This is a genomic window from Collinsella sp. TM10-22 (assembly GCF_003466125.1).
Classification (GTDB): Bacteria; Actinomycetota; Coriobacteriia; order Coriobacteriales; family Coriobacteriaceae; genus Collinsella.
The window spans coordinates 1-14447 of record NZ_QSOC01000007.1 but is presented as its reverse complement, the minus strand read 5'-3'; the positions used below and the strand labels follow the sequence as shown (position 1 = coordinate 14447).

The 14447-nt window shown below is 59.7% G+C and carries 12 protein-coding genes; 6 read left to right on the top strand and 6 right to left on the bottom strand.

The window, feature by feature from the left end:
- The first annotated feature begins 39 nt into the window (after positions 1–39).
- The 4 genes from xseB to DXD94_RS07895 all read left to right on the top strand — a co-directional run bounded on the left by xseB (position 40) and on the right by DXD94_RS07895 (position 3464).
- Complete coding sequence (xseB, locus tag DXD94_RS07910) at positions 40–306, top strand: exodeoxyribonuclease VII small subunit (protein WP_006234311.1); 267 nt, start codon at positions 40–42, stop codon at positions 304–306.
- A 155-nt stretch (positions 307–461) separates the two neighbouring features.
- The gene (locus DXD94_RS07905; protein ID WP_006234310.1) at positions 462–797 is read left to right on the top strand and encodes a histidine triad nucleotide-binding protein; all 336 of its coding nucleotides are present in this window, start codon (positions 462–464) and stop codon (positions 795–797) included.
- A 147-nt stretch (positions 798–944) separates the two neighbouring features.
- Positions 945–2123: an acetate/propionate family kinase gene (locus DXD94_RS07900; protein WP_117735248.1), complete on the top strand. Its 1179-nt coding sequence runs from the start codon at positions 945–947 to the stop codon at positions 2121–2123.
- Between the two features lie 162 nt (positions 2124–2285).
- Positions 2286–3464, top strand: a complete 1179-nt coding sequence (locus DXD94_RS07895) for an acetate/propionate family kinase (protein WP_117763747.1) — start codon at positions 2286–2288, stop codon at positions 3462–3464.
- 366 nt (positions 3465–3830) lie between these two features.
- Here DXD94_RS07895 and pta read toward each other — a convergent pair whose 3' ends face one another.
- The gene (pta, locus tag DXD94_RS07890; RefSeq protein WP_117735246.1) at positions 3831–4811 is read right to left on the bottom strand and encodes a phosphate acetyltransferase; all 981 of its coding nucleotides are present in this window, start codon (positions 4809–4811) and stop codon (positions 3831–3833) included.
- A gap of 231 nt (positions 4812–5042) precedes the next feature.
- On the opposite strand from pta, the gene glf reads away from it, so the two are divergent.
- Together glf and DXD94_RS07880 are read left to right on the top strand one after the other, a co-directional pair.
- A complete protein-coding gene (gene glf / locus DXD94_RS07885; protein ID WP_117763746.1) occupies positions 5043–6245 on the top strand; it encodes a UDP-galactopyranose mutase in 1203 nt (400 codons plus the stop codon).
- Complete coding sequence (locus DXD94_RS07880) at positions 6238–7269, top strand: glycosyltransferase family 2 protein (protein ID WP_117763745.1); 1032 nt, start codon at positions 6238–6240, stop codon at positions 7267–7269. The genes glf and DXD94_RS07880 overlap by 8 nt, the downstream gene beginning before the upstream one ends.
- Before the next feature lie 373 nt (positions 7270–7642).
- Here the strand turns inward: DXD94_RS07880 and DXD94_RS07875 are convergent, their stop codons facing one another.
- The 5 genes from DXD94_RS07875 to ppk1 form a co-directional block, all read right to left on the bottom strand.
- Positions 7643–8644, bottom strand: a complete 1002-nt coding sequence (locus tag DXD94_RS07875; protein ID WP_117763744.1) for a P1 family peptidase — start codon at positions 8642–8644, stop codon at positions 7643–7645.
- A 101-nt stretch (positions 8645–8745) separates the two neighbouring features.
- Positions 8746–9327: a nucleoside triphosphate pyrophosphatase gene (locus DXD94_RS07870; RefSeq protein ID WP_117763743.1), complete on the bottom strand. Its 582-nt coding sequence runs from the start codon at positions 9325–9327 to the stop codon at positions 8746–8748.
- Entirely contained in the window at positions 9324–9866 is a 543-nt protein-coding gene (locus tag DXD94_RS07865; RefSeq protein ID WP_117763742.1) for a DJ-1 family glyoxalase III, read from the bottom strand. The genes DXD94_RS07870 and DXD94_RS07865 overlap by 4 nt, the downstream gene beginning before the upstream one ends.
- A 181-nt stretch (positions 9867–10047) precedes the next feature.
- Positions 10048–11376, bottom strand: a complete 1329-nt coding sequence (gene rlmD, locus DXD94_RS07860) for a 23S rRNA (uracil(1939)-C(5))-methyltransferase RlmD (RefSeq protein WP_117763741.1) — start codon at positions 11374–11376, stop codon at positions 10048–10050.
- Between the two features lie 86 nt (positions 11377–11462).
- Complete coding sequence (ppk1, locus tag DXD94_RS07855; RefSeq protein WP_233540348.1) at positions 11463–13925, bottom strand: polyphosphate kinase 1; 2463 nt, start codon at positions 13923–13925, stop codon at positions 11463–11465.
- Positions 13926–14447: the final 522 nt, after the last annotated feature.

Here is a 14447-nt window from a genome sequence, read left to right as displayed (position 1 = left end):
GCGTTTCATAGTGATAAACCTTTAGGAAAGGAAACAAATATGGCAGAGAAGACCCCGGTGGAGCAGCTTACGTACAAGCAGGCTTCGCAAGAGCTGGAGCTCATCATCCGCAGCCTTGAGTCGGGCGATATGGAGCTCGAGGAGTCGCTCGAGAGCTACACCCGCGGCGTCGAGCTCCTCAAGAGCCTGCGCACCCGCCTGTCCGATGCCGAGCAGAAGGTCTCGGTGCTCCTTAAGGACGTCGACGGCAACGACGTACTCGCCGACGGCGAAGCCGCCAACACCGACGACAACCTTTCGTTCTAACCAACTTACAGCCTGCTTTGGGGTAGTCTTTTTGGGACGGGGCTTTTTTGACTACCCTTGCGCGACGGCTCGCCGAGCGTTTGCGTTTGCGAAAAAGTAGTCAAAAAAGCCCCGTCCCAAAAAGACTACTTTGGTCTGTGAGAAAGGAACCAACCATGTGTGATTGCATTTTCTGCAAAATCGCCAACCACGAGATCCCCTCGACCGTTGTCTATGAGGACGACCAGGTCATCGCTTTTGACGACCTCAACCCCCAGGCGCCGGTCCATACGCTCGTGATCCCCAAGAAGCACTACAGCGATATCGCCGACAACGTGCCCGCCGAGACCATGGGCGCCATGGCTCACGCCATCCAGGAGGTCGCCAAGGCCAAGGGTCTGGAGGACGGTTTCCGCGTCATTTCCAACAAGGGCGTCAACGCCGGCCAGACCGTCATGCACTTCCACATGCACATCCTCGGCGGCAAAAACCTGGGCGAGAACCTCATCTGAGGGCGCCTCTTCCGTGCAATGAATCGGAAGCTCTGGCACCGATAACTTATATATCAACGCAATAAACCCGAGCGCGAGGGCGTTTGGGTTTATTATTGAAGCGTATGTAACCTGGCGGCGCCACACCGCCTGTTAGTAGGGAGACACATGAACGTTCTGGTCGTCAACGCGGGATCTTCGACCCTTAAGTATCAGGTCATCGATACCAAGTCCCATAAGGTGTCCGCGAAGGGCTCCTGCGAGCGCGTCTGCTTTACCGGCGGCACCTTCACCCACGCTGCCAACGGTTCCAAGAAGGTGACCGAGAACATCGAGTTCCCCGACCACAAGGTCGCCATCGAGGTCGTCCTGAAGGACCTCGAGGCCAACGGCGTCAAGATTGAGGGAATCGGCCACCGCATCGTTCAGGGCGGTTGGTACTTTGGCGATTCCTCCCTCGTCGACGAGGACGTTCTCGCCAAGATCCGCGAGGTTGCCCCGCTCGCCCCGCTGCACAACAACCCCGAGGCCAACGTTATCGAGTACTGCCTGGAGCAGTATCCCGACCTGCCCAACGTCACGGTTTACGACACCGCTTTCCACTTCAACATGCCCGAGGTCGCCCGCACCTACGCCCTGCCCAAGGACGTCTGCGACAAGCTGCACATCCGCAAGTATGGCGCTCACGGCACCAGCTACCGTTACATCTCCAAGAAGGTCGCCGAGATGACCAACGGCGAGGCCCGCAAGGTCGTCGTGTGCCACATTGGCTCCGGCGCTTCTCTGTGCGCCATCGAGGACGGCAAGTGCATGGACACCACCATGGGCTTGACGCCGCTCGACGGCGTCATGATGGGTACCCGATGCGGTTCCATCGACCCGGCTACCGTGTGCTACCTGCAGCGCGAGGGTGGCTACACTTTTGACGAGGTCGACGAGATGATGAACAAGAAGTCCGGCCTCATGGCCGTGACTGGCGGCAAGACCAACGACTGCCGTAACGTCGAGGAGCTCGCCGCCGCTGGCGACCCCGAGGCTCAGCTCGCCTTCGATATGTTCGTCTACAAGATTGCCGCCAAGGCCGCCGAGATGGCCACCTCCATGTGTGGCATGGACACCCTGGTCTTTACTGCTGGCATCGGTGAGCACGCTCCGGCCGTTCGCGCCGGCGTGGCCGATCGTCTGGCTTTTATGGGCGTCAAGATGGATCATGCCCGCAATGCCCTGCGCGGCGACGGCGCTTGGTGCCTGTCCGCCAAGGATTCTAAGGTCAAGATTTTTGTCATCCCCACGGACGAGGAGTTCATGATCGCTTCCGACGTCGAGCGCATCGTCAACGCCAAGTAATTGCAAGAGGGGAGGGGCTGGACAGCAACATGCCGTTTGGCCCCTCTTTTGTGCTCGTTGGGCGATATGCATGATAGCTATTTATCAAGCTGTGATAACTTCTTATTAACATACGGCCGCCTTAAGGGGCATGCCGACCGTATTGCACTGCAAAGGAGTCTCATGAACGTACTTGTTGTTAACGCCGGCAGCTCAAGCCTTAAATATCAGCTCTTGGATACCGATACCCGCGAGGTTTTCGCCAAGGGCAACTGCGAGCGTATCGGCTCGGACATGGGCATCTTTGGTCACGCCGAGAACGGTGGCGCCAAGCAGACCGAAGAAGTTCCCTTCCCCGATCATCGCTGCGCCATTGCGCGCGTACTCGAGGAGCTTGAGAAGACCGACTTTACGATCGATGGCATCGGCCACCGTATCGTTCAGGGTGGCTGGCATTTCGATGATTCCGCGGTCGTCGACGATGAGGTCATGGCTAAGATCCTTGAGGTGGCCCCGCTCGCCCCGCTGCACAATTACGGCGAGGCCGCGGCAATCGAATATTGCCGCGAGAAGTATCCGGAGCTGCCCAATGTGGCCGTCTTCGACACCTCGTTCCACATGACCATGCCCGAGGTCGCCTACACCTACGCCCTGCCCAAGGACGTGTGCGACAAGTACCACGTGCGCAAATATGGCGCGCACGGTACGAGCCACCGTTACGAGTGGATGATGGCCAAGGAGATCTTGGGTGCGCGCTGCCACCGTCTGCTTTCGTGCCATCTGGGCAACGGCGCCTCGATTGCCGCCATCGAGGACGGTGTGTGCCGCGATACCACGATGGGCCTCACGCCGCTTGACGGTCTGATGATGGGCACCCGTTGTGGTTCTATCGACCCGGCCACCGTGTGCTACCTCCAGCGCGAGGGCGGCTACACCTACCAGGAAGTCGATGACATGATGAACAAGCAGTCCGGTCTGCTTGCCATCTCGGGCATCTCCAACGACGCCCGCGACATCCGTACGCGCGCCTCCGAGGGTGACGAGCGCTGCCTGCTCGCCTTCGATATGTTCGCCTATAAGGCCATGCAGCAGGCCGGTTCCATGATCGCCTCCATGGCGGGCGTGGACACCATTACCTTTACCGCCGGCATCGGTGAGAATGACTGGTCGATCCGCAAGGCCTTCTGCGACTGCTTTGAGTGGCTGGGCGTGCGTATCGACAACAACAAGAACCGCGAGGCCGTGGGCAACGGCCCGCAGGTCATCAGCGCCGCCGGCTCTTCCGTCACGGTCATGGTCATCCCCACCGACGAGGAATACATGATCGCCCACGACGTCGAGCGCCTGACCGCGAACAACTAGCGCTCATTTGCAATTGAATGAAAGGCCTCCAGAGCAAACGGCTCCGGAGGCCTTTTTGTTGGCAGAAGGACGGCGGCCGCGTTTCGCATTTCGGATCCAAAGTGACCATATCCGCAACGCATATGCTCTCAGCAACGGCGCCCATTCATTCAGATCCTCAGCCCCAGCTCGTAGCCAAGCCGCCGTCCACTCCAGATTCCCTGATCGCTACGTCGCGGTAGAAGGCCGCACAGGCTAACCCCTGAAAATAATCCGCAGACCAGAAACGCCCCCGTTCGTAGCTCCGAAGGAGCAGAACGGGGGCGTTTCATTGGTCGAGGACGTTTTCAGGGGTTAGCCTGTGCGGCCTTCGGTGGGATACGTCCGCTACTCAGCCATCTGAGCCTGGACGGCGGTGATGGCCACGACACCCACGATGTCGTCGGCAGAGCAGCCGCGCGAAAGGTCGTTAACCGGCTTGGCAATGCCCTGCAGGATAGGGCCGTAAGCGTCGGCGCCGGCGAAGCGCTGGACCAGCTTGTAGCCGATGTTGCCGGCCTCGAGGTCGGGGAACACAAGCACGTTGGCCTTGCCGGCAACGGAGGAGCCGGGAGCCTTGAGCTGGGCGACGGTGGGAACGATGGCGGCGTCAAGCTGAAGGTCGCCATCGATGGCGAGCTCGGGGGCCTTCTCCTTGCAGAACTTCACGGCCTCTTGGACCTTCTTGGCGACCTCGCCGCCGGCGGAGCCCATGGTGGAGTAGGAGAGCATGGCCACGTGCGGCTCGACGCTGCTCATAAAAGTGGACCAGGAGTGAGCGGAGGCGATGGCGATCTCGGAGAGCTCGTCGGAGGACGGGTTGATGTTGAGGCCGCAGTCGGCGAAGATCAGCGTACCGTCGGTGCCGAACTGCGGGGTGTCGGTGCACATCACGAAGAAGGCCGAGACCAGCTTGGTGCCCGGGGCGGTCTTGAGGATCTGCAGCGCGGGGCGCAGGGTGTCGGCGGTGGAGTGGCAGGCGCCGGAGACCAGACCGTCGGCGTCGCCCATCTTGACCATCATGGTGCCAAAGTAGGTGGCGTCCATCACCTGGGCGCGAGCCTGCTCGATGGTGACACCCTTCTTGGCACGGAGCTCGGCAAACTTCTGCGCGTACTCCTCGTGCTTCTCGGCATTGCGCGGATCGATGACGGTGGCGCCGGGAACGTTGATCTCGTCGGGGTTACCCAGGATGACGATCTTTGCCAGGCCCTCCTCGATAATCTTGGTGGCCGCGACGATGGTGCGCGGATCCTCGCCCTCGGGCAGGACGATCGTCTTAAGGTCGGCCTTGGCGGCAGACTTCATACGGTTAAGGAAATCGCTCATGTTACTCCTTACAAGCGTTTCACTAAGCTCCAGGCGCCCGGCTGTTCACGAATAAACCCGCTGCTAGCGGGTTTACCTTTCAAATTTGTACGCCGCGGTGCTTGAGCTTTCCTTGTGTGGCAAGCTCATTATAGGACGCATTAGCGCTATAATCGCTCTGATAAATATGTCTCGAAGAATGTTCGAGAAAAGCCCAGCTAACGAGCCCGTGGCTTTTGACAAGGAGTATCGATGCAGATTACCTCAGGCCTGCCTGAAGGCTTTAACGCCGGCGCGTACGACATGATTGTCGTCGGTGCTGGATATGCCGGTGCCGTTTGCGCCCGCCGTCTTGCCGAGACCATCGGCTATCGTGTTGCCGTTTTGGAGCGCCGTAGCCACATTGCGGGCAATGCCTATGACTGCACTGACGAGGCCGGAATCCTGATCCACGAGTACGGTCCGCATATCTATCACACCTTTAACGAGCGCGTGCACAATTTCCTGTCGCGCTTTACCAAGTGGACGGATTATCAGCACAAGGTGCTCGCCAACATCAACGGCACCCTTATGCCCGTGCCCTTCAACCATGCGAGTCTCAAACTCGCCTTTGGTGACGAGCGCGGCGAGGAGCTGTATCAGAAGCTCGTGGAGACCTTTGGCAAGGATGTCAAGGTGCCCATTATGGAGCTGCGTAAGAAGAACGACCCCGACTTGGCCGAGGTCGCTGATTACGTCTACGAGAACGTCTTTTTGCATTACACCATGAAGCAGTGGGGCCAGACGCCCGACCAGATCGATCCCTCGATCACCGGCCGCGTTCCCGTCTTTGTGGGCGATGACGATCGCTACTTCCCGCAGGCTCCTTTCCAGGGCATGCCGCAGGACGGCTATACCGCGCTGTTCGAGCATATGCTCGATCACGATCTGATCGACGTGTTCTGTGACGTAGACGCCCGTGACCTCTTTGAAATCGACGAGACCACCGTCAAGATCGACGGCAAGGTCTATGGTGGCGAGATCGTCTACACCGGTCCGCTCGACGAGCTGTTCAACCTCGACCTGGGCGCGCTGCCGTACCGCACACTCGACATGAAGTTCGAGACGCTCGATCTGGATCAGTTCCAGCCCGTGGGCACCGTCAACTACACCACGAGCGAGGACTATACGCGCATTACCGAGTTCAAGAACATGACCGGTCAGGTCCTGCCCGGCAAGACCACCATCATGAAGGAGTACTCCAAGGCCTATACGCCCGGCTCGGGCGAGACGCCGTATTACGCCATCCTGGAGCCCGAGAACCGTGAGCTCTACGAGCGCTATCTTGAGCGCGTCCAGAACCTGACGAACTTCCACCCGGTGGGTCGCTTGGCCGAGTATCGTTACTACGATATGGATGCCGTGACCAACTCCGCCCTCGATCTTTCGGATGAGATTATCGCCTGCCATGCATAAAGTCATAACATTCGGTATTCCCTCGTATAACGCCGCCAAGGACATGGACCATTGCATCACCTCCATTCTGGAGGGGAGCAATTATGCCACCGACATCGAGATTATCATCGTCGATGACGGTTCCAAGGACGAGACGGCCGCTAAGGCCGACGAGTGGGAGACGCGTTACCCCGGCATTATCCGCGCGGTGCATCAGGAGAACGGCGGCCACGGTATCGCCGTCCTTTCGGGCTTGCGCGAGGCGCAGGGCACCTATTACAAGGTTGTCGACTCGGACGACTGGCTCGACGGCGCTGCCCTTTCGACCATGCTTTCGATCCTGCGCGGCTTTGAGGAGCGTGACCAGCGCGTGGATCTGTTTATCTCGAACTACGTGTACGAGAAGGTTTACGAGGGCACGCATACCGCTATCGGTTACAAGTTTGCCCTGCCGCGCAAAAAGATTTTTACTTGGGATCAGATCGGTCATTTCCGTCTGGACCAGAACCTGCTCATGCACAGCCTGTGCTACCGCACGGATGTGCTGCGCGCATCCAACCTGCCCATGCCGCCGCACACGTTCTATGTGGACAACATCTACGCCTACGTGCCGCTGCCGCGTTGCAAGACTATCTATTACGCCGACATCGACCTCTACCGCTACTTTATCGGTCGCGAGGGTCAGAGCGTCAACGAGGCCACGATGGTCAAGCGCCTGGACCAGCAGTTCCGCGTTACGCGCATCATGATGGAATCGTTCCACCTGTACAGCGATGTCGAGTCGTCGCGTCTGCGCTCGTACATGATGGGCTATTTCACCATGATGATGGCGATTTGCTCGGTGCTTACCAAGCTTTCCGATGAGGATTGTGCCGATGAGCGTCTGAAGACGCTGTGGGGCGATTTGAAGTCCTACGACGAGCGCATGTATCGTCGTGCGCGCTACGGCGTGGTCGGCTTCTTTACTAACCTGCGCGGACGGGCCGGGGACAAAACCACACTCGGCCTATACCGTCTTGCCTCAAAGATCTTCAAATTCAACTAACTGCCGAGTAATCGCTTCTGTTAGGTTGACTGGGCCCCTTGGCCTTTAGTTTGCTACTGCGGACAGTCCTGCTCGCACGGAAAGCACATTAAGTGCTTTCCGGCTCGTGTGGAACTTGTATCAAACTAAAGGCCAAGGGACCTCTGCTATAAGTATCGATTTTCAGATGATTTGAATTTGAAGATCTTGGACGCGTGGTACACAGGGGTCTGGGCTGAAAGGGATCTGGTTGAGTAGGTTGCCCGGTGGGGCTTGGTTATGTTTGTCGCGAGTTCCGCACGAGCCGAAGAGAACTTAATGTGCTCCTCGTGCGAGCCAGGACTGTAGAGCAGCAAACATAACCAAGCCCCACCGGGCAACCGGTCAGGTGAGGTTACTTTGCGGCGCCGGGGATGCCGTGGGAGGTTTTGGCGGTTTTGGCTCCGTTTACGATGGCGGTTTCCAGTGCCCTTACGGCGAGCATGCCCAGCAGGTCTAGGGGAATGGCGGCGCTTGCCTGGGCGCCCAGTTTGCCACTGGCGAGGGTGTAGATGGTGTCGCCGTCGTTGGTGGTATGCGTGGGGCGAATGGCGTGCGCGTAGGCGTCTGCTGCCATCTGGGAGACCTTGGTGGCCTGGGCCTTGGTGAGCTCCACGTTGGTGACGATGCAGCTGATAGTGGTGTTGGTGCGGTCGAGCGGCATCTGCATAGAGCCGGCGGCGGCAAAAGCGGCGAGCTCCATATCGATGATCTGGTCGCTATCGGCTGCTGCGCGCATGCCTGCCACCCACTCGCCCGTGGTCGGGTCGACGACGTTGCCGCAGGCGTTGACCGAAACCACGGCGCCTACCTTAACGGGACCGAGCGCCACGGCGGCAGTGCCAAGGCCGGCCTTCATGCAGGTGGCGGGGCCCATGAGCTTACCTACGGTAGCGCCGGTGCCGGCGCCCACATTGCCCTGCTCGAGTGTGGTGGGGGTGTTGTCGAGTGCCTCGCGCACGGCGGCGATGCCGGCCTCTATGTCGGGGCGCACGGTGGGATCGCCAAAGGCGAGGTCGAAGATGCAGCTGGAGCACACGATAGGCACCTGCGTGGGGCCGACGGGAAGGCCGATGCCGCGGCTCTCGAGCTCGCGGGCGACGCCGCTTGCGGCCTCCAGGCCAAAGGCCGATCCACCCGAAAGGCAGACGGCGTGGACCTTGTCCACAGTGTTCTCGGGACGCAGTAGGTCGGTCTCGCGCGATGCCGGGGCACCGCCGCGAACGTCAACGCCGCCGGTGGCGCCCTCGGGTGCCACGATTACGGTGCAACCGGTGCCGGCCTCCTCGTCCGTGTAGTTGCCAAAGCAAAAGCCATCGACATCGCAAACGTCAATGGCCTCAAGCAGTGTATCCATGTTTTACTCCTATCGGTTTTCCGCCGGGCCTTATGCCCGGTCGGGATCCGTACGGTACGCCGAAATTGTAGGCGCTGGGGGATACCCAGCGCCAGATGCAATTACGATAGTTTTTGAATCGCACGCGCGACGCGAGCGATGGGCAGGCCCACCACGTTGTAGAAGTCGCCCGAAATATCATGCACGAGCATGCGCCCGCCGACGCCCTGGATGCCGTAGGCGCCGGCTTTGTCCATGGGCTCGCCCGAGGCGACGTAGCGCTCAATCTGCTCGTCGGTGAGCTCATAGAACGTCACGTCGGTCACATCGACAAACGACAGGCTCTCGGCGGCGTGCGGGGCTGTGGCGTCTCCGGCTCTAACGATGCAGACGCCGGTTGCGACCTGATGCGTGCGCCCGGAGAGCTCGTGGAGCATGGTACGGGCTTCGTCCTCGTTTGCCGGCTTACCCAAAATCTTGCCATCGAAGGTGACGATGGTGTCGGCCGCGATGGTCAGCTCACTGGGATTGGCGTGCTCGGCGGCAACGGCGGCAGCCTTAGCGCGAGCCAAGCGCTCGACAAGCGTAAGCGGGGCCTCGTCATCAAAAGGAGTCTCGTCGATGTCAGCGGGAATGACGCGGATGTCGTAGCCCGCTTCGCGCATCAACTCGATGCGGCGCGGTGATTGCGAAGCCAAAATCATAGCTGAATGCCCTCGGCAACCTTCTCGACAGCCTTGTCTCCAGCGAGCGTACGCAGCAGCTCAAGCGCAAAGGGGAGCGACTGGGCCATGCCGCTGGCGGTGATGATGTTGCCGTCTTGCGTAATCTTCTCGCCGGTATAGGCGCCTTCGGGGAAGCTTTTCTCAAAGCCAGGGAAGCAAGTGGCGTGGCGCCCCTCGAGCAGGTCGAGCTCACCCAGGATAAACGGGGCGGCGCAGATGGCGGCGACGTGCTTGGTCGCGGCGAACTCGCAGACCACGTCGCAGACGCGCTGATCGGCGCGCAGGTTGGTGGCACCGGGCAGGCCGCCGGGCAGCACGACGCAGTCGTACTCGTCAAAATTGATCTCATCAAAGAGCGCATCGCAGGTCACGGGGATCTGCAGCGAGCTTACGACCTCACGCGTGGGCATGATCGAGACGAGCGTGGCACGCACGCCGCCGCGACGCATGACATCGACCATGGTCAGGCATTCAATAGTTTCAAAGCCATCGGCGGCGAGAACGGCAACGCTGGGCATGAGGGTTCCTTTCATAGGGCGGCATACAATTAGCCGTCTTATACCCCGAAGACTCATGCTTGCCATGCCCCATTCCCAAATGATTTTTCTGGGACGGGGATTTAATGATCATTCGGTACACAATGATCATTAAATCCCCGTCCCAGAAAAATCATTTGGGCGGTGGGTTCGAGCAGTTGGGTTAGTTGCGCTTGAGGTGGACGACGGTTTCGCAGTGGAAGGTTTGCGGGAACAGGTCGACTGGCGTGATCTTTACGGGGGAGAAGGTGCCTTCTTCGACAAAGCGTTTGAGATCGCGCGCCAGGGTGGCCGGGTCGCAGCTCACGTAGGCGACATCGCGAGCACTCGTGCTGGCGATAAGGTCGATCGCCTCGGGGGCGAGGCCTGCACGCGGCGGGTCGACCACCAGGACATCGGCGTCCTGATCGGGGAACTCGCGCACCGCGTCGCCGCCGATGACATCGACGTTATCGAGTTTGTTGATCTCCAGGTTACGGCGCAGGTCGCGCACGGCCGGGCCGTAGGCCTCGACGGCGGCAACAAAGTCGCAGCGGCGGGCGAGCGGCAGGGTGAAGGTTCCAGCTCCGCAATACAGGTCCACGGCAAGTTCGTCTTCCTGCGGGTCGAGCGCCTCCATGACAAGCTCGATCAAAATCTCGGCACCCTTGGTGTTGACCTGGAAAAACGACGGGGCCGAAAGGCGCATCTGGCCGTCGGCGATGTTCTCGGTCCAGGAGCCCTCACCGGCGAGCATCTCAACCTTGGAGACGCGGCGGGCCTTCTTCTCACCCTTGCTCATAACGCGCACTATGCTCGTGGGGTGTGCGGCGTCTGCCAGCACGCGCGAGACTTGCGAGCGCGGGAACGAGCCCGTGGGCGTCCAGAGCGCGACCTCGAGCGCTTTGGTGCGACGCGAGGCGCGAATGCCCACGCGCTCCAAGCCCAGGTCGTGGCTGCCGCTCAGATAGTTAAGCGCGCCGACGACCGATTTGAGCGCCTTGGGAAAACGCTTATCGAACAGCGGGCACGAATCGACGGTCACGATCTTGCTGGGATCGACGCCGTGCATGCCAAGACGAACGCGGCCGTTAACGACGGTCGGTTCGAGCTCAATTTTATTGCGGTAGCCCCAATCGTCCTTGGTGTGGCGGATGGGCTGCACCAGCTCGTCGACTTGCTCAGGGGTGAACTTGCCGATGCGCTCGAGCGTGGAGCGCAGGTTTTGCTCCTTGGCGGCAAGCTGAGCGGTGCGCGAGAGATTGCCCCACGAGCAGCCACCGCAGACGCCCACGAAGGGGCAGGGAGGCTGAATTCGATCGGGGCTCGGCTCAAGAATCTCGGTGGCGCGGGCGCGCATAAACGACTTGCCGTCCTGCACGATTTCGACCTCGACGGTATCGCCCGCCACGGCGCCCTGCACAAATACGGCCTTGCCGTTGTCGGCGTGCGCCAGACCATCGGCGCCATACGTCATCGATTCTATGGTGAGCTTCATATTCCTGCCTGTCATTCGCGTTGTTGTCCGCAACCATGGTAGCAGGGAAAAGCGCCCCGTACCTGAGGCATTCCTCAAATACGGGGCGCTTCTACAAACGTCTATTTCGTCTTGCCGGTAATGAGCGTCTTAAGGCCTAAGCCGATCAGGCCCAGACCCATACGCACGCGGCCGGGGCGATGGCGCTCGATGGCCTTGGTCTGGCCGGCGGGTTTCTCGCGGTGGGCGCTTGCATGGGGCGCGGACTTGACGGTCTGCGGCCGAGGCTGGGGCTGGGGCTGGGGCGCAGGCTCGGGTTCGGATTCCAGGTCGGGTTCAATGACGGTTGCCTGGACCTTCTGGACCTTCTGGACCTTGGGAACGTCCGCCTGGGGCTTGGGCTTGGGGCCCAGAACAGGTGTGGATTCCGGTTTTGCTTTGGCGACGGGCTCCGAAGCCACGGCTGCGGACTCGGCGTTGCGATAAGCGCGCTCCAACAGGAACTCCTGCGAGTTAAAGGGCTTCTCACCCTCTTTTCGCTCTACGGGAACCCAGGTGCCGTCGCTCGTCAGGCTGCGTGCCTTCACGTTGTCGCGCAGCTGCACGCCCATGTACTCGTGCACCAGCGCGCGGCAGGTGGGGTCGAGCACGGGGAAGGCGATCTCTACGCGATGCTCGGTGTTGCGCGTCATCATGTCGGCAGAGCTCAGGTAGATCATGTCCGAGTCCACGCCGAAGGCATAGACGCGCGCGTGCTCCAAGAAGCGTCCGACGATAGAACGTACGTGCACGTTTTCGGTCTTGCCCGCAATGTTGGGCTTCAGGCACGAGATGCCGCGGATGATCATGTCCACGCGCACACCGGCACACGATGCCTCGGCGATCTTGTCGATGACCTCGCGGTCAGTCAACGAGTTGAGCTTAAAGAATACGCGCGCGGGCTCGCCGGCGAGAGCGCGTTGGATCTCGCGGTCCAGACCGCGCATGATGAGTGGCTTAAGGCCGACGGGCGCCACGCCCAAAAAGCGGTAGTCGCCGCGCAGGTTGCCCAGCGACAGGTTGCGGAAGAACAGGTTGGCGTCTTCGCCGATCCCGGGATGGGCGGTCATGAGCATAAAGTCGCTGTAGAGCTTGGCCGTCTTCTCGTTAAAGTTACCGGTGCCCAACAGCGTTAGGCGTGTAAGCGCCATGCCCTCGCGATAGGTGAGCTGGCAGATCTTTGAGTGGCATTTAAAGCCCTCGGAGCCATAGATAACGGTGCAGCCCGCTTCTTCCAGACGCTCTGCCCACTCGATGTTATTTTGCTCGTCAAAGCGCGCGCGGAGCTCCATGAGCACCGTGACCTCTTTGCCGTTCTCGGCGGCGTCAATCAACGACTCGCACAGACGACTCTGCTTGGCCACGCGGTAGAGCGTGATGCGCAGCGAGATGCACTCGGGGTCGTATGCGGCCTCGTGTACCAGGTCCAGGAACGGATTCATGGCCTCGTAGGGGTAAAAGAGCAACTTGTCGCCCTGCAGCACCTGCTCGCGAATGGAGCGGGACATGTCGATGGTGGGGTTGGGCTGCGGCTTAAACGGCGTAAAGAGGAGCTCGTTGCGCAGGTGCTCGGGAATTTTGCCCTCGATGCCAAAGACGTAGTCCAGGTCGAGCGGGATATCGCAGGTAAAAACCGAGCGGCGCGAAAGCTCGAGCGCTTTGCGGATGGTCTTGAGCGTCGCCTTCTCGAGCGAACCGGAGACGGCAAGCACCACCGGCTGCAGGCGCAAGCGCTTTTTGAGGATGCGCTTCATGTGCTGGCGGTAATCCTCTTCCTCCTCGACGCCCTCGCCGTCCGGGTCGATATCGGCATTGCGGGTGACGCGGATCAGAGCGCGGTCGAGCGGCTTATAGGAGCCAAAGCAGCTGTCCAAGCAGGCAAGAATGACGTCCTCGAGCAAGATGTAGGAGTAGGTGCCGGCGGGCGAGGGAATCTCGACCACGCGGTTCATCGAGGCGGGAATCTCGATGAGGCCCAGCAGACTTTCCTCGTCCGTGACACCGTCCAGTCCGCAAGCTAGATAGAGTGCGCCGTTGCGCAGGTTGGGGAAGGGGTGGCGCGGGTCAATGACCAACGGCGAGATGACCGGCGACACGTAGGCCTGGAAGTAGCGGGTGACAAAGGTGCGCTCCTCGGGCGTAAGCGAATCGACGCGAGCGCGGTGAACGCCCAGGGCGTCGAGTTTGCCCTCGATGCTCTTGAAGATGGACTCCCAACGGGTAAGGAGCCCGGGCATTTCGGCCATGACGGCATCGACCTGTTCGGAGGCGGTCATATTGCTCTTGTTATCGACAGGCTGTTTTTTGAGCTCTGCCAGGTCGGACAGGCCGCCCACGCGCACCATGAGAAACTCGTCGAGGTTGGACTCGAAGATCGACACGAACTTTAGACGCTCGAACAAAGGAACGGTCTCGTCGAATGCCTCGTCAAGCACGCGGTTATCAAAGCGCAGCCAGCTAAGCTCTCGGTTTTGCGTATACGAAAAATCACGCGGCGGCTTGCGCAGATTGGCGGCCTTTTGCTTCTTTTCGATTTTGCTCGGCATATGCATCTGTCCGTTCAGTCCCCGCAGGGGACGATAGCCTAACTCTATTCTCTATTGTCTCAATTTAATTGACCGCTGGCACGGACGTATCGCGTGAACGGTATCTTTACCTATTTCTTACGATGCCCGGCCATAGAACTAACGCTCGCAACGCTATTGCTAGCGTTCAATATTCTCACTCAACTGATAGGGATGCGTGAATAAGAATGATGGTGAGCTGAATATCATCGAATTCGGTCCAAAACGTGAGCTAGCTTCATTTATATACATAAAACTGTTTTACCTATGCAATTCTGAACCATGGATTTATAGATGCGATGGGGATTATTTTTAGGAAAAATAGCGTTTACCTTTGAAAAGGTACTTTAGAGCGCCGAAGTGCATCATGGGGTAATCACATGCGATATACCGTTCATCGCACTTTGTTGACCGTTCGGGGGCGAGGTGGAATTGCGGGTGGAATTTGGATATAACTAAAGCTGTCAGCAAGCAGCGCCCGTTACGGAAGGGCGCTGATAGATT

What these genes read in the sequence shown, in the direction of transcription:
- xseB (WP_006234311.1), top strand. Translation starts at nt 40, where the DNA reads ATGGCAGAGAAGACCCCGGTGGAGCAGCTTACGTACAAGCAGGCTTCG.
- pta (WP_117735246.1), bottom strand. Translation starts at nt 4,811, where the DNA reads ATGAGCGATTTCCTTAACCGTATGAAGTCTGCCGCCAAGGCCGACCTT.
- glf (WP_117763746.1), top strand. Translation starts at nt 5,043, where the DNA reads ATGCAGATTACCTCAGGCCTGCCTGAAGGCTTTAACGCCGGCGCGTAC.
- rlmD (WP_117763741.1), bottom strand. Translation starts at nt 11,376, where the DNA reads ATGACAGGCAGGAATATGAAGCTCACCATAGAATCGATGACGTATGGC.
- ppk1 (WP_233540348.1), bottom strand. Translation starts at nt 13,925, where the DNA reads ATGCCGAGCAAAATCGAAAAGAAGCAAAAGGCCGCCAATCTGCGCAAG.
- DXD94_RS07875 (WP_117763744.1), bottom strand. Translation starts at nt 8,644, where the DNA reads ATGGATACACTGCTTGAGGCCATTGACGTTTGCGATGTCGATGGCTTT.
- DXD94_RS07900 (WP_117735248.1), top strand. Translation starts at nt 945, where the DNA reads ATGAACGTTCTGGTCGTCAACGCGGGATCTTCGACCCTTAAGTATCAG.
- DXD94_RS07880 (WP_117763745.1), top strand. Translation starts at nt 6,238, where the DNA reads ATGCATAAAGTCATAACATTCGGTATTCCCTCGTATAACGCCGCCAAG.
- DXD94_RS07905 (WP_006234310.1), top strand. Translation starts at nt 462, where the DNA reads ATGTGTGATTGCATTTTCTGCAAAATCGCCAACCACGAGATCCCCTCG.
- DXD94_RS07865 (WP_117763742.1), bottom strand. Translation starts at nt 9,866, where the DNA reads ATGCCCAGCGTTGCCGTTCTCGCCGCCGATGGCTTTGAAACTATTGAA.
- DXD94_RS07870 (WP_117763743.1), bottom strand. Translation starts at nt 9,327, where the DNA reads ATGATTTTGGCTTCGCAATCACCGCGCCGCATCGAGTTGATGCGCGAA.
- DXD94_RS07895 (WP_117763747.1), top strand. Translation starts at nt 2,286, where the DNA reads ATGAACGTACTTGTTGTTAACGCCGGCAGCTCAAGCCTTAAATATCAG.